Below are 22,685 nucleotides of genomic sequence, written 5' to 3'. Positions count from 1 at the left end.
ACAGAGGTATGGAAAGACGCAAAAGATTTCGGCAAATTGGAGTATTTGAGGTCTGCAACACCCTGCTAATGCTGGCGGTTTGCTTTTTAACACTGTACCCGATGTGGTTTGTATTCATTAACTCGCTTAATGCGCCGCAGCAGGCATCCCTGGGCACCGTCAACTGGTTTCCCAAAGAATTATCGCTGGCCAGCTACAGCGTTGTGTTCAATGATAAGACAATGATGAACGGTTTTTACATTACCACTCTGCGCACAGTGATCGGGACAGCAACGCATGTGTTGTTTACAGCCATTATTGCTTACGGAATGAGCAAGTCTAATCTGATCGGACGCAAGCTGTATCTTAAAATCGCATTGGTTACGATGTTGTTCTCAGGCGGGCTGATCCCTACATTTATTCTGATGACGAAGCTGGGCTTATATGATAATTTTTGGATATTCATCATTCCCTCTATGTACACTTTTTTTAATATGGTCATTTTCATGAGCTTCTTCCGCACCATACCCGATAGCCTGGAGGAGTCTGCGAAGGTAGACGGTGCTTCAGACTATGGCGTCCTGTTCAGAATCGTATTGCCCAATAGCATGGCTGTCATTGCGACTATATCGCTTTTTTCAGCCGTTTATCATTGGAATGATTATTACCAGGGGGTCATCTACATCCGTTCGCAGGAATTACTGCCACTGCAGACCATGCTGTACAAAATCATTGCGGAGAACTCTATGTCCTTCATGCAGCAGCAAGCTATGGCGCAATTCGGCGCAAGACTTCCCGGCAACTCTATTAAATTTGCATCCATGATGGTGGCCACACTGCCTATTCTGATAGTCTATCCTTTCATTCAACGCTATCTGGTCAAAGGCGTGATGATTGGCGCCATTAAGGGATAAGAGTGTGAGTGTCTAGAAACTGGTATACAAAAATTCAGAAGCAGCAAAGAAAGGATGATTATGTCATGAAACGCAATCTCATTAAGCCGGGGTTGACCCTCGTTCTGGCCGCAAGCCTGATGCTAGGCATAGCCGCGTGTTCCAATTCAGCGAATAGTGAAAATAAGCCGACATCACAGCCTACAGATAGTACACAGCCGCCGAGTGAAGCAAAGCTCAATCCCGATGATCCGGCATGGAAGCTGGATACCAGCCCTGTTGATTTGACCTGGTTCGTAGGTGCTAACTGGTATGCCCACACTTGGGGAGACAGCTTGACCTCCAAGTACGTAACGGAAAAAACAGGCGTAAACATCAAGCTTGAAGTACCTTCCGGTGAAGCCAATGAACATATTACCCTGATGATGACCTCGGGCAAGCTGCCAGACTTGATATCAATGGGTTCGTGGGAAACCGCTGTCAAAAAGCTGTGGGAAGGCGATCATGTCTACGCCTTAAATGAATTAGCTGACAAATATGATCCTTACTTCTTCAAGGTGGCCGGGGACGGTACACTGAAGTGGTATCGTCAAGAAAATGGCAATACCTATGGCGTTCCGAATGATTCATATAGCCCCAACCTGATGCATGAAACTGGCATGACGGCCGCCAACCAGACTTTCCTGGTGCGGAAAGATCTGTATGAGGAGATGGGCAGCCCGGACCTTAGCACTCCAGAGGGCTTTCTGAACGCACTGCAACTGGTAAAGGATAAGTACTCCCAATATAAAGGCCAGCCCATCAGTCCCTTTTTTGCACAAGGGAACGTCCCTTACGGGATGACCGAATATCTGCAGAACCTACTGGCCGTTCCGCATGAGAAAGACGGAAAAGTATACGACCGCATTACCGATCCCGATTATATTGCCTGGCTAAAAACCTTCCGTACGGCTTACGAGCGCGGGTTGATTAATGTGGATTTCCTGGTGGATTCCGATACTCAGGTAGAGGAAAAAACAAACAACGCCCGCTATTTCATGATGGTCCGCGAGTGGACCGGTATGTCGGCTGTCAATCCTATGCTGGCTGCTAGCGGCAACCCGGATTCTTACTACATCGCAGTCGATGGGCCAAAGAACAGCAAGGGCGATAACCCTAAGTTATTCCCTGGCAACATGGACGGCTGGATGGTGACGATGATTAGCAAATCAACCGAAAACCCTGAACGAGCCATCCGCTTTTTGACCTATCTGGCCAGCGAAGAAGGCCAGCGAGATTTATTCCTTGGCAAGGAAGGCGAAACATGGGAGATGGTAGATGGCAAGCCGCAACTGAAGCCTGAAATGGTAAAATTACTCGACACTGATATTGAGAAGCTGGAGAAAGAATACGGCATCATGGATACCTATTGGATGATGCGAAACCCTGTAATCGTCAACCAGTGGAGACCGGAGAAATCTCCTGTCATTAAGCAAATGGAAGACTTCGCCAATAAGCAGGCCGATATTGATAGCGGTATCTATAAGGGCTTAGACCCACAGGGCGATTCTGATGTGTCGGTAGCCTGGTCCCGTATTTCGCAAAATTGGGAGGAAGTACTCCCTGAGCTAATTACGGCCAAAAATGAGGCTGAATTTGATAAAATCTTCGACAATTTCCTTGACCGCCGCGAGAATTACAACTTTGGCAAGGTGATGGAATACCGCCAGGCTGAACTGGATGTGCGAAAATCCAAAATGGCAGAGTAATAATGCCCGTATTAAGATTGCTGCCGGCCGCCGAAAGGGTGGCCGGTATTCCCTTTTTCGCTTCTTTAACCATTTAACAAAACAGCCTAGTTACCTACCGGGCAGTTTGTAATATATGGTATATTACAAGGGTAGGAGGCTACTTAAATGAAGTATCTGCTGACTAAAATGAGGAAGCTGTACCGTAATTCCCGAATCTCCCAAAAGTTGTTTCTGGCTTTTAGCATGATGATTGCCATCCCTGCGATTGTGGTATCCTTTTTATTTATCCGCACACAGGAAAGTCAGCTATACAAGGACGCTATGGCTACCGGCAGCAGCCATGTCTCAAGAATTAACGAACAGCTGCGCAGCAAAATGGGCATTATTGAGAACGCTTCCTCTACTGCGCTGAATCAAAAGGCATTTGTAGATTTTATTCACTCCAATATGCGCGGGGATGGCCTGCGTCTCGTAAAATTTAGACAAAATCAATTTGAGCAAATGCATAATATCATTCAAAGCTACGAGATGATCAGCGAGCTCAGTTTCTATGTCGATAATCCAAACCTATTTGAGATTTGGCCTGAAATCTACCATTATGACAAGTTCTGGCCGAAGGACTACTGGGTGACACTTCGGGAGGAAGGCGGTGCGGCATACCGCTTATTTGCTTTTAAAGATGGAGAGCATACGCTATCCTATTACCGGCTGGTACGCCTTCAGGGGCAACAGCAGAAACTCCCTACCATTATGGAAATCCGCGCCCAGCATAGCGTCTTTTTCAGTGACCTGCTTGAGGATAGCGGGGGGGATTTCTTTTCTGTAGTGATGGATGGAGCCGACTCTTCCCGATCTGTATACAATCCTGAGCATATCTTTTCTCAAAATGCCGGTGAAGAATTGGATGAAATTCTAGGCAGCATTCACCAGCGGCTGGATGTGCTGCAGCAGAGTAGCCCCATTAAGGTCAAGGTAGGCGACCATACTTACTACGCGTTGTATCGCTACATCACCCCACTGAACGCCTATGTAGTGGATATTGCCTCTCATCAAGCGCTGATGAAAGGCCCACGAAGCTGGTATTTGCTCGTAGTAGCGATCACATTGTGTGTATTGCTGCTAATGTTACTGCTCGTTTCACATACCACTCGGCGCATTTTCCGCCGGCTCGACAGGGTGCTGGCTTCTATGCGCAAGGTGCGGCAAGGCCAACTGGATGCGAAAATTGATACCGGCCTGGATAAAAACGAAACCGGTGACGAAATCGACGAGGTGGCCGTCAGCTACAATAATATGTTGGACGAAATCAAACATTTGATGACCCAAGTGGTAGATAAGCAGCTGATTGCCAAAAATGCACAGCTGCACTCGCTGCATTCGCAGATCAATTCACACTTTTTATATAACGCGCTGGAATCCATCCGTATGCTCGCGGAGGTTCAGCGACAGCCCGCTATCGCCGAAGCGTTGGTGTCTTTAGGCTCACAACTGCGATACAGCATGCAATGGCGCAGCGATACGGTTGCGCTTAGCGAAGAACTTGCCAACATACACAGCTATGTCCGATTCATAAACTTTATGGAGGGTGGCAGCATTGAGTTGACGGCGGATCTCCCGCAGGAGGTACTGCGTTATACAATTCCTAAAATGTGCATGCAGCCCATCGTCGAAAATGCCGTTCATCATGCAGCGCCCTCGGGCGGCAGCGTACGTATCCATATTACCGTATCGGTAGAAAATGAAAGCCTTCTGCTAATTGAGATACGAGATGATGGCGCAGGTGTTGACCCGGAAATGCTGTCCAGTCTGCAGGCTGTGCTGCGGGGCGACTCAGATTCACCGGTTGTTACCAGCAAAAACGGACTGGGCTTGGAGAACGTGCATAAGCGCATACAGCTTCATTATGGTAAGAACTGCGGTCTTTGGATTGACAGTGTGCAGGGTGCCTATACTTGTGTAACCATACGTTTGCCTTGGGAAAATGTGAATCTTGGAGGATGGTAGGGCATGATCAATATTCTAATTGTGGACGATCAAAAGCACATTCGTGATGGGCTGCAGGCGATGCTGCGCCAATTTCCGCTGCAGCTGGACAATATTTACTGTGCAGTAAACGGGATTGAGGCCTTAGATATATTGAGTCAGCACAACATCCAACTGGTGATTACTGATATCAGGATGCCCGATATGGATGGACTGACGCTGATGGCGAAGAGCAAACAGGAGCATATTGAGGTGGATTACCTGATTATTAGCGGCTATAGTGATTTTGCCTATGCTCAAAAAGCCATCGAACTTGGAGCAAAAGGCTACCTGCTCAAACCTGTGAAACGTGAAGATCTGCAAACCGCAGTAGAACATGTAGCAAATGAGATAAAAACACGGCAGGCGCTCTCGCGTAATATGGAGCATATCTCCCGCCGCGCCCGGGAGACAGACCGCAAAGAACTGAGTATGTTCATGCAGGGTGCAATGATTGATGAGGCGTGGGTTCTCCAGACCCAGCAACAGAATCCAGAGTTGTGGAGTAATTACCGCCTGTGTCTGCTGCGGGAGGAATTATGGATTAACCAACCGGGGGCCGACAGTAGCCACAGTATGGAATCCCTTGCCTACCGTGTGTATGGCAGACGAGGGTGTATATGCCTGCAACACCGCCCGTACCTGATTCTCGCGGTTGATGCGGCCGTAGATACGGGAGCCTTCCCGGCCGCCCTCAAAGCAGGACAGATAGATGCCATTACTGCCATGACCAGCCCGCAGCAAGGATTGAAGGAGTTGCCCCGCAGCTATACACAAGCGCTAGAGCTCTATCGCCACAGTTACCTGTTTCCAGAGAAGAGCTGCATCTTGCCAACACATATTGAGCGACTGGAGCAGCAGTGGGAGCTTCCCTATGAGGAGTTATATGCCCTGTTCCAGTTAATCGGCACCAAAAACAGCGGTACAATCACCCAAGGCATTTCTATGATATTTCACAAAGATACATTGCAACGTTATCACATCCAATACACACAGCAGCTATGCCGTGCCATTGTACAGATGCTGGAGGAATCTGTGCGTGTAATCCGCCCGTACATGGGGGAAGAAGCGCTGGACATCGAATGTTTACGTAATCTATTCGATTATCCGGGTATTCGCGATTATATTCAGGCGCTGCAACAACAGCTGCTTCGGCTGAACCAATTTTATTATGAATATAAGTGCAGCTATCGCAACTCGCAAGATTTGAATGAAGCCATACGCTTTATACACGAAAGCTATCATAAACCCCTGGATCTCGCGATGGTATCGAACCACGTGTCGCTTAATTATGCCTATTTTTCTAACCTGTTCAAAAAAAATATCGGCAAAGGCTTTGCAGAATACTTGCGCGATGTGCGCCTGGATAAAGCCCGGCGGCTGCTGGCCGAAACCGATCATAAAATTGTAGAGGTAGCCACCATGGTAGGGTATGAAAGCTACAAAAGTTTTACACGATCATTTCGGGATGTCATGGACATGCAGCCCACAGAATACCGGCAAATGATGCGCCGGAAGCACGACAGCGAGGAAAAGTTCCGTGACACAGCGCTATAAATAATCAAAAGCCAAAAAATTGGGTTATAACAAAAATAATTGTACCTTTTAGCTGATTATTATATTCGATAGAATAGAGATGACCCTAAATGTAAGCGGTTTCGTTTCTTCATTATTTTATTAAAGGAGGGCAAGTATGAAACGACTTTACAATACGGAAAGTGGTTTTAAGCAGAAGGTATTTAGTTTGTTCTTAGCAGTAGTACTGTTGGCTGGGGTTGGTCTATTGCCGACTTCTAAGGTGCAGGCAGCAGGAACCACAGTTACCTCTATGTCTTACTTTTCAGCGGCAGACGGTCCTGTCATCTCAAAATCAGGGGTTGGGCAAGCTAGCTATGGTTTCGTCATGCCCACATTCAATGGGGGCTCTGCCACCTGGAATGATGTTTCCGATGACGTCGGTGTAAAAGTAAAAGTTGCTGGAAACTGGGTGGATATTGACAATGCAGGCGGCTATACCTACAACCAAAACTGGGGACACTGGAGCGACGGTGGCTTGAATGGCTATTGGTTCACTCTCTCCGCAACAACGGAGATTCAGCTGTTCTCCAAGGCTAATGGAGTTACACTTGAGTACACCCTGGTATTTCAAAACATAAACAAAACGACCATTACTGCTATGGCCCCTACACAAGGGCCGCAGATTTCAGCAGGATTTACAGGAAGTGCAGGCTTTACTTATCCTACTTTCAACAATGATCCGGCCGTTACCTATGAAGCCGTAGCTGAAGATCTGAAGGTATATGTAAAACCTGTAAGCAGCAGTACATGGATTGATATTGACAATAATGCAGCCAGCGGCTGGATCTATGATAACAACTTCGGACAATTCACCGAAGGCGGCGGTGGCTACTGGTTCACCGTAACAGAGTCTATCAACGTCAAGTTAGAATCGAAAACCTCAACGGCTAACGTCGTTTATACCCTCACCTTTAATAAACCTGTAAGAAATTCATATGTCTTAACTCCTTATGAGGGAACGACCTTTACCGCAGATGCAAAAGGTGTAATAGGTGTACCGCTACCTAAGATTGATGGGGGCGCTCCAATAGGCACTGAACTAGGAAATTACGTATACCAAATTAACATCAACGGACAATGGGTTGCTATGAGTGATTCCAGCCAGAGCGGATTTGTATACGCCGGCAATGGCTATAACAACATGTCCGATGCCAACCAGTGGGGCTATTGGGCTGACTACATCTATGGGCTTTGGTTCCAGCCTGTCCAAGAGGATGTGCAAATCCGTATTGGCTATCCATTAAATGGACAGGCGGGCGGAAGTGTCGGCAACAATTACGTCAACTATACCTTTATCGGTAATCCAGATGCCCCACGTCCGGATGTATCCGATCATGATGACATTGCCATCGGAACACCAAACGACCCGGCGATAGAGGGCATGAATCTCATTTGGCAGGATGAATTTAACGGAACAGCACTCGATACGAGCAAATGGAGCTACGAACAAGGTTATTATATTACTGACGATCCGAATAGCTGGGGCTGGGGCAACGCGGAACTGCAGCACTATACAGACAGTACACAAAATGTATTTGTACAGGACGGAAAGCTGAATATCAGAGCTTTGAACGATTCAAAATCCTTTCCACAGGACCCAAGCCGGTATGCCCAGTACTCATCCGGCAAGATTAACACCAAAGATCAGTTGTCCTTCCAGTACGGCAGAGTAGATATTCGTGCTAAGCTGCCTACAGGTAACGGCGTTTGGCCAGCACTTTGGATGCTTCCGGAAGATGCCGCTTATGGAGCGTGGGCCGCATCCGGGGAAATTGATATTATGGAAGCCAAAGGACGCTTGCCCGGCACGACCAGCGGGGCCATACACTTTGGCGGACAATGGCCTGTAAACAGATATATTGCTGGTGAATATCACTTCCCTGAAGGTCAGACCTTCGCCAATGATTATCATTTGTACTCCATGATCTGGGAAGAAGATAATATGAAATGGTATGTGGACGGCAAGTTCTTCTTTAAAGTCAGTAGAGATCAATGGTATTCCGTAGCTGCACCTAACAATCCGAACGCCCCATTCGATCAACCCTTCTACATCATTATGAATCTGGCGATCGGCGGGCACTTCGACAGCGGTCATACCCCAGATCCGTCGGATATTCCTGCAACAATGCAAGTGGATTATGTTCGTGTCTATAAAGAAGGCAACAGCGAGAATCCGGTAAACGTGCCGGTTACCGGTATTTCTCTGAATCAAACCACTGCGCAGGTGGAGGTCGGACAGACTGTGCAGTTGAACGCCAATGTTGCCCCGTCTAATGCAACCAATAAGCAGGTCACTTGGACCGTATCAGGTACCAACGTCGCTTCCGTGAATCCGAACGGTCTCGTGACGGGACTCACTCCAGGCACAACAACCGTAACGGCTACAACAGCCGACGGTAATAAAACAGCCCTCTCCACCATCACTGTTGTACCGGCAGCATCATCCGGTGTTATCATTGTCGGCGATGAGGTGCGGGGCCTGAAGAAAATAGGTGACGACCTGCTGTTCTATGTGAACGGCGCAACCTTTGCCGACTTACACTATAAGTTGAATAACGGTGGGCAGCTAAACGTAGCCATGACCCCGGCAGGGAACGGTAGCTATACCTACCCTGTAAATCACCTGCAACACGGGGATACCATCGAGTACTCCTTCACCTATAATCCGGGACAAGGGGCCGTCGATTCCCCGACGCTCTCGTATATCCATGGGGTAACCCAAGGAACACCAGAATAAAATAGTTGAACCCTAAGCAACTGCATGAACACAAATAGGCGAGGAGGAAGTGTTGAAGCTTCCCTCTCGCCTATTTTGTTGTTTTTACCGTGCTGCGGGTCTTCTCGGTGGAAGCTCGGCTAGCTAGCCTCATGATTATGGAGTGTCAGTTCATCACCTGACGCTTTCCGCACCTTCGCTCGCTTGCCTAAATTAACGCGTCGAAATGACCCTCCGCGTCCACCGTCGCCGTCCGGGGATCAGTCAGGCCGATGCCCTTGAGGCCTCCCTTTCCTTCATTTCCCCAAAGGGGGAGGTGATCTTGAAGCGGAGAAGCAGGCACAAAATTTACGGAGGTACTGCTCCCGCTTTTCTGTACCAGTTGGGACTCCAGCAGCCGGATTTGCCGCTGCAGCTGCTCCCTGCGATAAGGAGTCTGCATCTCACTTCCTTGTGCCGCATTCACTTTATCCAGTTCCATCATCAGTCGGTTTCGCTGTTTCTCCAGAGAACTGACATCACTCTGTGTACCGCCGTAGGCCGCAATGGTCTGTACGGAGCTGATGCCTGATACTGTCTGTGCCGCCATGATCTTTCCCCCGTTTCCTTGACTCCCAATCCAAAATCAGCCAAATTTGAAAGTTCTAATCATCTTTATTACCCGGCAGGCCCCGTCATGACAACATCACAGCCTCAATTGGAAAATAATCGTCGTATAGTCTCAGTCGGCTTGTTTCAACCCTACCAAAGACCCACCGAAGGCTGGCTAAAGTCCCTTCAGAGCTCCCTTACTCGTCCTTCAACCGCCGCTGATATAAAATGACAGACACTACTGTTAGCACAACCGTCCATGCCAAATTAATGAGGAGTGGTTTCACTACATCGCCCGTCGTATAACCTGTATTGCTTAGACCCAGCAGATGCACAAGCTGACTGCTTGGCATGTAATCCAGCACTTTGAAGACCGGATAATCCTTCACTAGTACTTCTCCCCACGGTGCCCCCATAAATATGAACGCCACAGGGAGTATAGATAATGAGGATTCAAGCAACGTCTTGGAGAATAAACCGCAGATCGTCCCGGCTGCAGTGTACAGAATAATCGAAAGAATGATTACTGCCACAAATGCCCATATATTAGCTGGCTCATAGCCAAATAATAATGTAGAAATAGCGAGAACAACAGCAGACATGACAAAGACCAAACTGCTTTTACCGATTAGTACATCCATGGTCGTAGCCGGTGTCATCATTAATGACCGTAAAGTGTTACGTTCCTTCTCTTCCGCAATCAAGCAGGCTTGTGCGAAACATGTTAGCAATACAAACGAACTATTAAAAAGAAAACCGCTGGCTCCAGGTAAAGACGCACCTGCCCTCTTGAAAATCAGAGCAATAATAATAGGAAAAATCAGCATAATGGACAGCGCGTAGTTACGTGAAAACTCTTTGTAATCCTTCACAAATATCGCCCGGGCACGTTTGTATGAGATACTCATAGTAGCTCACTTCCTGTCATTTTAATAAAAATATCACCTAGACTTGGCTCTTTCGTTTCTAACCGGTCAATTAGCCCCCGCTTCATCCAATCCGCGATTTGGTCAGCCGCCCCCTCATCGATCGGGAGCTCGTAGGTTTCCCCATTGATTAAGTCCACACTAATTACGTTCTCCCGGTGCTGCCGTTTAAGTTCCTTCGGTGAACCGATGGTTTGGATTTGACCCTGATACAGAATCGCTACACGGTTGCATATCAATTCTGCTTCAGACATATCATGCGTAGTCAGAAAAATCGTAGTTCCTTTCTCATTTAAGTAGCGTAAGCCTTTATAGATATGTGCTGTGTTTACCGGATCTAGAGCCGAAGTTGGTTCATCCAGGAATAATAATTCCGGCTCATGGATAATCGCGCATGCCAGCATGACACGCTGACGCATCCCTTTGGATAAGAGGTTAGCTTTCTTTTTGCGCTCCCCGCTTAAGTTTACAAACTGCAGCACCTTGTCGACCGCAGATTTGGGAAGATCATATAACTTACGATACAACTCCAGATTTTCCTCAATACTTAACCTCTCATATAGACCACTGTTATCCGTCAAAATGCCAAAACGCATCTTCTGAGCAGACTGCTGCATCATCTCCGCCGGCTGGTCAAATACACTTGCCTGTCCACTTGTCGGATTTAACTGTGCCGTTAGAATCTTAATTAATGTTGTTTTGCCTGAGCCACTCGGGCCAAGGAAACCAAAAATTTCACCCTTAGGAATTGAAAAAGAAACATCTGCTAACGCATCCTTTTCTCCAAATCTCTTATGGATACGTTCTACCCGGATAACATTCATTAACTCCACATCCTTAGTGTTGATGGCTTAAACATATACAGATTACATGCTTCCTGCCATCAAAACGCGCCGAAATGTAGCTGTAAGCGCCTGAATGGTACCCTTTAAATGTTAAGAAGTGCTTTTAATTCAGGCAATTTTGAACGGGATAACGGAACCACGGCATCTTGACCTGTATTTAATCGCAAGCTGTAGCTATTTTTCGTCCATGTAATAATCTCTCTTACTTTTTGCAGATTAACAATGTAAGATCGGTGACACCTAAAAAAACCGAAATTTAATAATCGCTGCTCGAGCTCGGTCAGCGTCAACGCACAGTCATAATTTTCACCGCCCACATGAACAAGGATTGACCCCTCTACACTTTCTATAAAATCAATTTCAGGCGGATTAAATAAAATCACTTTATCATTTCTTTTGGTAGAGATCTTCTGCAAGGTTATATTGGCCTCGTCTTGTTTCTGTACTTCCTGCTTATCCTCGTCGAAGTCCCGAATATCCAATGGATGAAATCCCGATTCGTTCAACCGATAAATGGCATCACAGGAAATAAGGGCATCCTCTAAATTCGAAGTTAAAATTAAAATCTGCTTTTCTTGAGAAAGATCATCCAGAATCCGTTTGAGTTGACGACAATCTTGCTCTTCCAAGTAAAAATAGGGTTCCTCCAGTACAAGTGTAGGCTGATGCGCAAAAAAGACACGCAGCAATGTCACATACATCCTTTTCGATGAGCTTAGATCCTTGATCTTTACCTTCCGTTCTTCTTTTAAAGCAAAATAATCTATCAACGAAGCGGTACGCTCATTCCTCTCCGTTACTCTGATTAGAAAAGTGATTAGTTCCTCCACCGTTAAACGCATATACTCGTTTTGCCCAGCCTGAAATAAATAATATTGGGAATGATCCCCTAATTGATTCATTAAAAGCTGCTTTCGCTTCAAGTCCGTTATGATGCCAACCGATTGGTTCGGTGTCATATTTAATTCGATCTTCGGTAGAAATAATTCCCCATTATAATAAATTGGTTGAAATTGCATGCCATCCTCCCGGTCAGTGCTGCTATAGGGTATACTTTTTCAATTTTGTTCCTGTTATTTCCTCCTCGATAAATACGATTTAGGTAATATTTAATGCAAATATTAGTAGTCAAGGCATCTAGTTTACCGCATCTCTAGTGAGCAGGAATTCCCTCAACTTAAATTCCTCACTGAGATTTAATACATTTATTTCGAAAATTTTGGAAGAGTTTTGATTTTGTGACTAAATTCACATAATAAGTAGATTTAAAATTATAGAATAACATTGTAAATAAATGGGTTATTAGGGTATCTAAAGAATCAATGGATGTCATTAGGTTTGGGTTAACAATTTTATCTAAAAGCATCTTTCTTCTAGATAAAAATAATATAAAGGAGGTTTACATATGTCGAGTGAAAATCAATTCAAAACTCGCTCCGTGAACGACGACAAGGATCTATGGACAGAATTATTTGATCAGGTAGAAACATTGGAAAATCGTGACGAAATGGCCTGCATTAATCTTTGTTGCTGGAATTGTTGTTTCCAAATTTGAGTCGATGAAAAAAGCCGTTCTCTGCGGCTTTTTTTTACGAATAATTCTTTAATACCCAATATAAGTGATTCACAATAAATTATACAATTAAACAATATTTTTTAATAATTCCAAAATTGTATAGAGGTGAAAATATCATGATAGTAAATAAATACCATTTAAGATATGAGTTTGATGAAAAAAACCTTGTTATCAATACTTTGACAGGTGCTGTAGATTTTTTCTCTGCAGAAATGCTTGATTTACTGGATTCAGCAGAGAGTTGGGAACTATCTAATTACCCGCCTGAGCTTAAAGAAGACGATATCGAGTTCTTATTGAGGAGAGGCTACATTTTTGAGAATAATGAAGATAAGGAGCGACGATTAAACCAAGCATCACAAATCATGAATTATGATCAATTCATGCATTATATTATTTGTCCGACTTATGCCTGCAATTTTCGTTGTACATATTGCTTTGAAGATCATTTGCTTCATGAGAGTACACGCTTCATTACCGAAGAACAAATAGAGCATGCGTTTTCCGCAATTGATATTCTGCATAAAGAAAGCGGAATGGACAAAGGATTAATTAACCTATTCGGAGGTGAGCCCCTCTTACCTCCCGCCAAGAACATGGTAGAAAAAATCTGCGAAGAAGCGGAAAACCGAAATTTTATAATCGGTTGTAATACAAATGGTTATCACTTGAAAGCTTACGCCGACATTTTAGAACGCTTTCGCGATTGTTTAAGTGTTATGGTTTCTGTCGATGGCCCTGAGGAAATACATGATAGTCGGCGCTTTTTATCTGGAGGACAGGGTACATTTCAACGGATACACCAAGGCGTTAATGAATTATTAAACCGTAACATCCCTGTTATGATCCGGATTAATATAGATCAAACTAATATTAAAACTGTACCTGAGTTAATAAAGTACTATCATCAATGCGGCTTCTTCGGGCATCCTTCCTTCTCAATAACCTTTGCTCCTGTAACAGATCATACTTGTCTAGGTCTGAGTTCTACTTTGATGAAAGGTTATGAGATTGCAAAGTCTTTAATCCGACACGTCCCTAACTTTACAGAACTTGAAAAACAAAAGAAGATTGGCCTTAGTCCTGAAATGTTCCGTTTCTTCCGGACAGGCATGTTACTTGATCCTGAATTACAAGATAGAGTTGGGATTATTTCGCCACAACTTGTCTACTGTGAGGCTACTGAAGGAAAAACCTATGCTTTTGGACCTGATAATAATATGTATGCATGTCCGGATTTAGTGGGAAAATCAGAATATCGCATCGGCCAGTTCTCCCCTGTTTTTACAAAGGAACCCGTTTTTGACCAATGGAGAAATTTTAATGTTCTACAAATACCCAAATGCAAAGACTGCTCTGCAGCAATGATTTGCGGCGGCGGCTGCGCTGCACAAGCTTTATCAACATACGGAGATCTGGACCTTCCTTGTTGTCCGGATGCAAAGAACATGCTTGGTCAATATCTACACGAATTGCAGGAGGAAGCTGCACAATACGAGGAGGTTAAATCATGATCAAAAGCACATATAATTCTATTCATCCTATTAACAATGGGAATTATATCTTGATTAATTCTCTTAGTGGAGCAGTAGATGTAGTGGATGGTCTAGTAAAGGAACGGCTAGATCGGATTGAACAGACTAATCTGCAACGAGATAATCAAGATGAGGTTGAACTACTTACTTTTTTCAAAAAAAGAGGGTATATCTTTCATAGCCTTGCAGAAGAACAACAAATACTTTTTAAAGTTAAAGATGCAATGGAAAAAATGACGGCAAAGAGTAAATGGGGTATGACCTTCAATGTTTGTACAACATATGCTTGTAATCTAAGGTGCCCCTATTGCTATCAAGGCCATCAAATTCATGACCATAATCATGCATTAGACTCAGATGAAATAACCAAAATGTTCGAAGCTATTACTCAAATTATTAAAATGGAAGAAAATCGTGGCCGCTTCATAGGAGCACAACATCGTATGGTTTTATATGGAGGAGAACCACTTCTTCCGCAGACTAAAAATACAGTTAAAGAAGTGGTAGAACGTGCTGTTAATGAATATGGTTTCCGTATGTGCGCTATTACTAACGGGACATTCTTGCATCAATTTTTAGATATTTTTCAACCTTACCGTGACCAATGGGATTTCTTTCAAATTTCACTTGACGGCCCCAAAGCTGTTCACGATAAACGGCGTATCATGGCTGGTGGACAAGGAACATTTGATCGTATAGTCCAAAATATTGATATGGCCCTGGAACGAGGCTTTGCCGTTGCTACTAGGACAAATGTTAACAAAGACAATCTGGGTCATCTGGTCGAACTGGCTAATTTCATTGAACAAAAGGGCTGGAATAAGTTCCCCCACTTTGGTTGGCAAGTCACGCCTGTTACTAATCACTTCAGTGAACCAATGCCCGACCACTTACCTGAACATGAACTGTTGATAGCCCTATATGAAATGTTCGGCGACTTGGATTCTTTTATTGATAAATACAACGCAAGACTGGGATCAGTGATAAACATGCGCACCTCACGAATTAGAAACACGATCCGATCTTTTGATTGGAGCAGGATGGACGATATGGATGCTTGTACTTCCTCGGGGGTCACTAGTGTTCCACATTTTAAAGAATGCAGCGCGCGCGAACAACGTTTCTATTCATTTGGGACAGAAGGACTTATCTATGCCTGTCCCGACTCTGTAGGCCGTGCAGAGACCGCCGTTGGATCATTTTTCCCAAAATATGAGCTGAATTCTGAAGCTCATCAGCAATGGGACCGGGGAATTACAGATTCCAAGGAATGCACGGAATGCTCTATCTCTCTCTTTTGTGGTGGTGGTTGTGCTTATGCCAATTTAATGAGGAATGGAGATATTACAAAGCCCTATTGTAATTATGCCAATGAAACAATAGATGTTTATATCAAACATAATAAACACCTTTTCGAAGAATTGGGTACCGTCTAAAGAAAGAGGGGGATAATTATGAATGCGATAGCAGCAACAAAATATCCCCAATTGATACCCTATATTATCCATGAAATGGATGTTTGGGAAGAGGGGGCTCGCTATTTAGTTCACTTTGACAATGGTCTACAAATGAAAGTAACAGAAAAGATTTTAACTATTTTTAACTGTATGGACGGAAAAAAGTCGCTTTTAGAGATTTCTGAGCAATTATTAGAGAAATATGAAGTTGCCCCACGCTTAGAAGAGCTACAATATTTATTAGAACATCTTCTAACTGAGAAGGGTATCGTTGTAGGGAGCGAAAAAATAGCAGAACATTCCTCGGCCATCCGTTTTCGTACTCCACTATTAAATGCAAGCCGACTGGAAGGCTGTTCCCAACCCTTTCAGCATCTTTTTTCTTTAAAAGGTATTTGTATTTTTGGAGTTCTTATGAGTATTGCCCTCTACAACTACATAATAAATTTAAGTCTTTCTGCAAATAAAGCAGATTTAGGTTCTTATCTTTTTTGGATTATTACTTTTTTCATGATTTTGTTTTCGGCTATATTCCATGAATTTGGGCATACAGTGGCGGCTTTTAAATATAATGTTAAACCAAGAGATATGGGGATCGGATTGTTTTTTTTAGCCCCTGTTCTTTTCGTGGATTTGAGTGATGCTTGGAAAGCAAGTAGAAAAGAGCGAGTAGTGATCGACCTTGGAGGTATATATTTTCAATTATGGATATTTATTATATATGAATTATCATCTATAATAACAGGGAGCAATATACTATTTACTGCCAACCATTTTATTTTGCTTTCCATTATTAGCAATCTAAATCCATTATTACGTCTTGATGGTTTCTGGGTACTTACAGATATCCTCGGAATTCCCAACCTGCATACTAGAACTTTTACATTGGTAAAACAAGGATTATTGGGATATGTATGTAGGAAACGACTTTTCCGCGAGAAATTTAGATTAAATATTATCAATATGAGCAGTACTTACAAGAAAGTGTTTTTAGCGTATTCCTCTTTATACTTAATTGTTTTCAGCATTGCTTTAATGTATATGTTACGTTTTATTTTTTCATTTACTTCCCTCTTTCATTCTTGGAACTGGACAAACTTCAAAGGCCTTTTGATAGTGATTGTGATATTAATTCTTCATTTCACCATATTACTTATTAAAAAAATTAACAGAAAGAAGGAAAATTCAGTTGATTGTAGAACAACCGATTCTGGCCATCCAAAATCTTAACAAAGAGTACGAATCCGAAGCCGGCATAATATCTGTTCTTAAGGGAATAAATCTGAAGTTTTACAAAAGTGAGATTGTAAGCATTATGGGACCCAGCGGCAGCGGAAAATCAACCCTGCTTGGGATTATGGGATCCCTAGATAAGCCTAGTACAGGGAAAATCGCACTTGAGGGTAAGTCAATCGAATCTTTATCTGAAGAAAAACTTTCTGATTATCGCGCACAAAAAATTGGGTTTGTTTTTCAATCCTTCAATCTAATCTCTACAATGACCGCTCTTGAAAATGTAATGCTTCCCATGTTCTGCATCAAAGGCACCCGACATAGTGAAATACGTAAAAAAGCAGAAGAAATGTTGAAGCTTGTGGGGATGGGCGATCGGATGAAGCACCTGCCTAATCAACTATCCGGCGGACAACAGCAACGTGTCGCTATTGCAAGAGCTCTGATTAATAAGCCCTCTCTAGTCATTGCTGACGAGCCAACCGGCAATTTAGATCGTGATTCCGGACAGAAAGTTCTTGACCTTATCTTCCGCTTAAAACAGCAAATGAGAATGACCTTCATTATTGCTACCCATGATCCAGAGGTTGCTTCAAAATCCGACCGAGTGATTTACATTAGAGATGGAAGGGTTGAAACTGAGGATCCTTGTCTGAGTAAAGGAAGGTGAATATCTGATGATATGGCTGAGCTCTGCCGGGAGAAGTTTATTACGTAACAAATTAAGAACAATTTTCACTATATTGTCTCTCATTATTGGAAGTGCAAGTTTCTTTAGTATGTTCCTATTATCTGAATTGGCGCCACGTTCTATTGAGAATTCTGCCAAACTGCTATTAGGTGGGGATGTATTAGTCCAGTCCTACCTTAAGCCACTACAGAGCAATATAGTGAATGATATATTCCAAGACATGGGAGAAATCGACAGCCATTCATCTTCATATGTCGGACAGAGCATGGTGCAATCCAAAAATAAAACAACAAGCGTGATCTTGAAGGGAATTGATACGAAGACTTACCCTTATTATGGGGAAAATCAATATCCTGGCATCCGTTCACTTCAAGCAAATGAGGTCCTTCTTGCTGATAATGCAGCAGATCGCCTACAGGTAAAGGTTGGAGAAAAAATTTGGTTGCCGAGCGCGTCTGATGGAAGTCTGCATGAGTACAAGGTAAAAGGATTAGTACTTAATGTTCAAGAGTCTTACGGAGATGCGGATATTTTTGGAGCTGCTTATCTTCCGTTGAATGAAGCAGCTAATCTGCTAAACGCTCCAGCCGGAAGCACAAATGAAATTCTTATCCATTGGAAAGCGGGCACACCAAAGACTTCTTGGCAAGCAGAACTTGAGAAGCATCTGCCAAGTGCTACACTAACGGACACGAAAGAGCGGACAGACGAAAGCTTGGCTCAAGCCAAGACCCTTCTTTTACTTTTACAATTGTTCAGTCTGCTTGCACTGGGAATCAGCGCTTTGACAGTTTCAAATACAATGAAGCAGGCAATGAGCACTAGAATGCGCGATATTGCAGTTATGAAGGCAATAGGTGTACGCTCTCGCTCAGTTGCCGGTACCTTTTTAACAGAAGGTATTCTTATCGGGACGATAGGAACTATTACTGGAATAGTAACAGGTCTTCTAGTGAGTACTTGGTTAACTTCTTACGTAGGCAAAATGTTAGCTATACCGTTGTCTTGGGAGTTTTCATGGAAAGTCACAATTGTTACCTTCGCAGTAGGAATGCTAATGGCACTGATATCAACATGGATTCCTCTAAAAGGAATGCTCATCGTCTCTCCTATGCAGCTATTGCTTGAAGGAAACCATCAGATCCCTTCTTATCGGGTACGCTTTTGGAAAAGAGGACTCTTATTATTACTGATTTCGCTAGTTGTAGCATTCTACTTACAAAAAACACTTTTTCTGGGTTCAACCGAATCCATTAGTTCTAGAGTCGTTCTATCTTTTTTAGGGATTCTACTGATTATTATATTGGTAAGTATATTTGTGAAGGTATGTTCTTCTGCTTTCTCTTTCATTTTCAGAGTGGTTGGAAGCATGAGGAAACTCATCTCTCCTCGTTGGTTTATCCCTTTTCATAATTTATCATCTGGAAGAAAACGATACGGACTATTGGCTCTTATCTTGAGTGTTGGTGTTGCATCAGCAGTATCAAGCGAACTTTTCGCTGATAACTTAACTCAGTCTGTCAGTCAACAGTTAGAGACCGAGGCCAAAGGAAATCTACTCATCACAAGCTCCTTAGTAGAGTCTGAAGCAGTCAAGGAAGCTTTTCAATCTCTCGATATTAAAAAGTGGACAGAGGGTGTCCAGATGAACGGTCTTTTAAGTTCAATTAACGGAAGTGAAGCAACTTCTCTTTTTCAGCAAAAGTCAGACGGGAATAAGTTCTTCGCTTCCAATAAATTGAGCATTGAAGGTGTTGACCCTTCACTTGCATCAAGGTCCTATTCCATTATTGGTGGACGTGACCTTATAGAAGATGATTCATCGCACAAGACCGCATTATTATTGGAAGATTATCAACAGTTGGGAATTAAGACAGGCGATACAGTTGAAGTTACAATGGGAGAAAAGAAGATTCCTTTCAAAATTGTTGGCTTTTTTGAATCAGGGTTCGTAAAAACAGTAGGTATGAGAACAACTAAAGATATATTGTCTAAATATGGGGCGCCTAACCGGGTAATGTTTTCTATTGACGGAGGGACCCTGACTACGGGTTTACTCTCTGAATTAAACGGTGTACTTCCAGCATCCGCTATGGCGTATTCAGTATCAAGTACAGCCTCCGAAAGCTTAAATTCAATGATACGTATGATAAGTGTATTCTTCTCTATAGTGACTTTATTTGCCTTCATTACAGCGATACTTACCATCGGGAATCAAATTGTGATAAGCCTTTTAAGAAAACGCAGAGAAATTGCAATCATCAAAGCAGTGGGAGTATCCAATGGTAAGACATTACGGTCAATCTTGTTAGAGAACTTTGTTTTATCTTTAGTCTCAGGAACTGCTGGTACAGGGATAGCTTTGTTGTTAACGACTGTAGCTCTAAAACTTATGTTCAAGTTACCTGTCCTGGTTGATGTTAAATGGGTGATTTATGGGATTGGCCTATGTGTTATAACCACACTCTCAGTGGCTTGGATAGCGGCGAGGCCTGCTCTGCTTACTAAACCTACGCAGCTCTTACAGACCAACCAGTTATGATCTAATAAGGCTCTAATGAATTGGTACTTAAATAGTTACTGTCCCTCTCTATTACGCAGAGAGGGATTTTTTTATACCTTGTCATAACTACGTTTGGTGTAAAAATACATTAATTTGTGATACGGTTCACAGTATTTTAATTGCCTCAATACAAAGCTCGATCCTCACTTCATTTCCGACTATAATTCCACCCGTTTCCAGAGGCGAGTTGAATTTCAAACCAAATTCATTACGATCAATACTGGCTGTTGAATGAAATCCTACACGTTCCCGTCCGCGTGGGTCCTTGTTTAGTCCTTCAAATACAGTATGAAAAGTAACAGATTGGGTTACTCCATGCAGAGTTAGATTGCCTGTAAGTTCATATTGCCGCTCACCAGCAAAGACGCAGTTGGTGCTTTGAAACGCAATGGTTGGATACTTGGCAGCATGAAGGAAGTCGTCGCCCCTCAAATGTTCATCTCGCTGCGCTTGGCGAGTTGTGATACTATTTGCGTCTATGGAAGCCTGAATACCCATAGTTGTTAACTCGTTGGGATCAAAACTTAAGATCGCCTGGAAACGCTCAAATACTCCTTTGATTTTATTAATCATTAAATGCGTCACCGAAAACTCGACGGAGCTGTGGTCCGGATCCACTTCCCATTTGATATTACTCATGAATAAATTCCACCTCTATAATAAGATTATGAGCAAGGTCACCCTATCTCCAAAACACTGCGCTACTCGCTATACCCCTAATATACAAAAACGCTACTGACAACGTTGTGTCAGTAGCGTTTTAGCATTTTTGCGGCTTCCTCGTAAATCCGATTTCAGAATGGTTCCCCATTGAATCCGTAATTCCTTTTACCCGAATATCCACCATCGCAATAAACATTGAGCTGTGTGTGAACAGTCATAATCTGCAACTAGTCGAATCTTTGCAACGATTCAAATAAACGCCTTAAGTTATTCAATAAGCTGTTCTTTTCCTCTAGAGTCCAGTCATCCAAAGCTTCATGCAAAATGCGTTCACGGGTGAGGCTAATCATTGCATTGATTTCCTCCCCGCTTTTCGTCAATTCAGACACACGAATGCGGGAATCTGCACTTGATGGATACGTATGAACCAACCCCGCGTTTTCTAACTTATCAATTTGCCGGCTAACACTCGAATAGTTTTTTCCCATCATGGCGGCCAAATCACCAACACTAGTCGGTTGGAGATGCACGATGCCCACAAAGACACGAAAGGTTGCTGCTTCCAAATTTACGCCAGCATTAGCAATCATCTTCTTATCACGGTCTGGCCTATTGATAATGGAAACTAAATCGATCAGTGCTTTAAAAATATCGTTTTCCATTTTATTTCACCCTTACAACAGGACGAGGCATTAGCGGGGCATTCCAAGCCTCTTCAATATCTTCTAGAGCGAACTCTTTTGTGGTAATTTTTATCTTCCCCTCGGCAGCCATTTCAAAGACACCTCTAACAGCAGATAGCATATCAGCTTTAGAAACACTCTTATCTCCGCTACCTACGAGTTCGATTGTTGATGAGCGTAAAAGAGATGAAGGTAAATGAATGCTTTCTTGGCCAGATGAAGTTCCAATGCTTACAAAACGAGTTGAACGATCCGTTTTCGCCTTAACAAGAGCTGACATGATAGCGAGTGCGCTGTCGCCCCAAAGATAATCCAATATAACATCAACACCTTCAGCAATAACTGGCATTAGGGCGTTTTCAAACATTTTTTGACCGTTGTCGGCTGTCATATCAAATGCAATAGCCTCATCAGCTTCAAGTGCTTGCAACTTCGATTCGTTGCGTCCTGTTACAATGACCTTCTTGGCCCCCAGACCCTTAGCAATCTGAACTGCTAAACTACCGGATGCACCAGTAGCGCCATTAATCAATACAGTTTGACCGGATTTAAAACCAGCTCGAAATACCAATGCAGCCCATGACGACATAGCAGGGTTGGCGATAGCGGCAGCAGTGAGATCATCAATACCATCTGGTAAACGGACAGTCAGCTTTTCGTTGACGATTGTTTGCTCAGCCAAACTGCCATATGGTGCAGTAGGCAGCGCAAAGTAAACACGAGACCCATCTTTCAAAGTTCCTACACCGTCGATACCGGCTACAATTGGAAAGTTAACTTCAGAAGAGTAGTGCATACCCATTGAACGGAACTTGCTAACTCGACTCAAGGCTGTGGCCGTAACGTTAATTATAACTAGCCCCTCTGTCCCAACAGGGGAATCACAATGACCCATTACGGGAATCGTCCCCTTATCCTTTACGATTGCTGCCTTCATATTTACACCCTTCTTCCACCCCATATTATGTGCATATTGCACATAATAAAGTATAACACAAATTATG

The 22,685-nt window shown here is 43.4% G+C and carries 17 protein-coding genes; 10 read left to right on the top strand and 7 right to left on the bottom strand.

Translation table 11 applies throughout. The features are described from left to right. The first annotated feature begins 8 nt into the window (after window positions 1–8). The 5 genes from MHH60_RS06975 to MHH60_RS06955 all read left to right on the top strand — a co-directional run bounded on the left by MHH60_RS06975 (window position 9) and on the right by MHH60_RS06955 (window position 8,939). Window positions 9–893, top strand: coding sequence for a carbohydrate ABC transporter permease (locus MHH60_RS06975; protein WP_038573901.1), 885 nt, complete (start codon window positions 9–11; stop codon window positions 891–893). Between the two features lie 8 nt (window positions 894–901). After that, on the top strand, window positions 902–2,620 hold the full coding sequence (locus MHH60_RS06970) for an extracellular solute-binding protein (protein WP_143766618.1): 1,719 nt from the start codon (window positions 902–904) through the stop codon (window positions 2,618–2,620). A gap of 147 nt (window positions 2,621–2,767) precedes the next feature. Continuing rightward, entirely contained in the window at window positions 2,768–4,606 is a 1,839-nt protein-coding gene (locus tag MHH60_RS06965; RefSeq protein WP_076132879.1) for a sensor histidine kinase, read from the top strand. Window positions 4,607–4,609: 3 nt separating this feature from the next. Then, on the top strand, window positions 4,610–6,181 hold the full coding sequence (locus tag MHH60_RS06960) for a response regulator transcription factor (RefSeq protein ID WP_076132881.1): 1,572 nt from the start codon (window positions 4,610–4,612) through the stop codon (window positions 6,179–6,181). 136 nt (window positions 6,182–6,317) lie between these two features. Then, entirely contained in the window at window positions 6,318–8,939 is a 2,622-nt protein-coding gene (locus tag MHH60_RS06955) for a family 16 glycosylhydrolase (RefSeq protein WP_076132882.1), read from the top strand. 187 nt (window positions 8,940–9,126) lie between these two features. Here the strand turns inward: MHH60_RS06955 and MHH60_RS06950 are convergent, their stop codons facing one another. From MHH60_RS06950 to MHH60_RS06935, 4 genes are all read right to left on the bottom strand, one after another. Further along, window positions 9,127–9,507 carry a FlxA-like family protein gene (locus MHH60_RS06950; RefSeq protein WP_038573907.1) on the bottom strand — a complete coding sequence of 127 codons (381 nt, stop codon included), beginning with the start codon at window positions 9,505–9,507 and terminating at the stop codon, window positions 9,127–9,129. A gap of 199 nt (window positions 9,508–9,706) precedes the next feature. After that, entirely contained in the window at window positions 9,707–10,417 is a 711-nt protein-coding gene (locus MHH60_RS06945) for an ABC transporter permease (RefSeq protein WP_038573909.1), read from the bottom strand. Beyond that, entirely contained in the window at window positions 10,414–11,259 is an 846-nt protein-coding gene (locus tag MHH60_RS06940) for an ABC transporter ATP-binding protein (protein WP_038573911.1), read from the bottom strand. The genes MHH60_RS06945 and MHH60_RS06940 overlap by 4 nt, the downstream gene beginning before the upstream one ends. Before the next feature lie 104 nt (window positions 11,260–11,363). Further along, complete coding sequence (locus tag MHH60_RS06935; RefSeq protein ID WP_076132884.1) at window positions 11,364–12,299, bottom strand: LytTR family transcriptional regulator DNA-binding domain-containing protein; 936 nt, start codon at window positions 12,297–12,299, stop codon at window positions 11,364–11,366. Between the two features lie 673 nt (window positions 12,300–12,972). Between MHH60_RS06935 and MHH60_RS06930 the strand changes: the two genes are divergently transcribed. From MHH60_RS06930 to MHH60_RS06910, 5 genes are read left to right on the top strand one after another with little or no spacing between them, the layout of a single operon-like run. Next, on the top strand, window positions 12,973–14,370 hold the full coding sequence (locus MHH60_RS06930) for a radical SAM/SPASM domain-containing protein (protein WP_076132886.1): 1,398 nt from the start codon (window positions 12,973–12,975) through the stop codon (window positions 14,368–14,370). Then, a complete protein-coding gene (locus MHH60_RS06925; protein ID WP_076132888.1) occupies window positions 14,367–15,827 on the top strand; it encodes a radical SAM/SPASM domain-containing protein in 1,461 nt (486 codons plus the stop codon). The genes MHH60_RS06930 and MHH60_RS06925 overlap by 4 nt, the downstream gene beginning before the upstream one ends. Window positions 15,828–15,845: 18 nt before the next feature. Then, a complete protein-coding gene (locus tag MHH60_RS06920; protein ID WP_052097394.1) occupies window positions 15,846–17,078 on the top strand; it encodes a hypothetical protein in 1,233 nt (410 codons plus the stop codon). After that, complete coding sequence (locus MHH60_RS06915; RefSeq protein ID WP_036682398.1) at window positions 17,038–17,751, top strand: ABC transporter ATP-binding protein; 714 nt, start codon at window positions 17,038–17,040, stop codon at window positions 17,749–17,751. Before MHH60_RS06920 ends, MHH60_RS06915 begins: the two co-directional genes overlap by 41 nt. A gap of 7 nt (window positions 17,752–17,758) precedes the next feature. Beyond that, window positions 17,759–20,314: an FtsX-like permease family protein gene (locus MHH60_RS06910; protein WP_051491238.1), complete on the top strand. Its 2,556-nt coding sequence runs from the start codon at window positions 17,759–17,761 to the stop codon at window positions 20,312–20,314. 126 nt (window positions 20,315–20,440) lie between these two features. Here MHH60_RS06910 and MHH60_RS06905 read toward each other — a convergent pair whose 3' ends face one another. The 3 genes from MHH60_RS06905 to MHH60_RS06895 form a co-directional block, all read right to left on the bottom strand. Further along, on the bottom strand, window positions 20,441–20,974 hold the full coding sequence (locus MHH60_RS06905; RefSeq protein ID WP_076105142.1) for a YceI family protein: 534 nt from the start codon (window positions 20,972–20,974) through the stop codon (window positions 20,441–20,443). Between the two features lie 251 nt (window positions 20,975–21,225). After that, on the bottom strand, window positions 21,226–21,660 hold the full coding sequence (locus MHH60_RS06900; RefSeq protein ID WP_036682401.1) for a MarR family winged helix-turn-helix transcriptional regulator: 435 nt from the start codon (window positions 21,658–21,660) through the stop codon (window positions 21,226–21,228). Window position 21,661: 1 nt separating this feature from the next. Then, window positions 21,662–22,618, bottom strand: coding sequence for a quinone oxidoreductase family protein (locus tag MHH60_RS06895; protein ID WP_036682403.1), 957 nt, complete (start codon window positions 22,616–22,618; stop codon window positions 21,662–21,664). Between the last annotated feature and the right edge of the window lie 67 nt (window positions 22,619–22,685).

It is taken from the genome of Paenibacillus sp. FSL H7-0716 (assembly GCF_038002705.1).
Taxonomy (GTDB): Bacteria; Bacillota; Bacilli; order Paenibacillales; family Paenibacillaceae; genus Paenibacillus_AQ; species Paenibacillus_AQ odorifer.
This window is presented reverse-complemented; position numbering and strand designations above follow the sequence as displayed.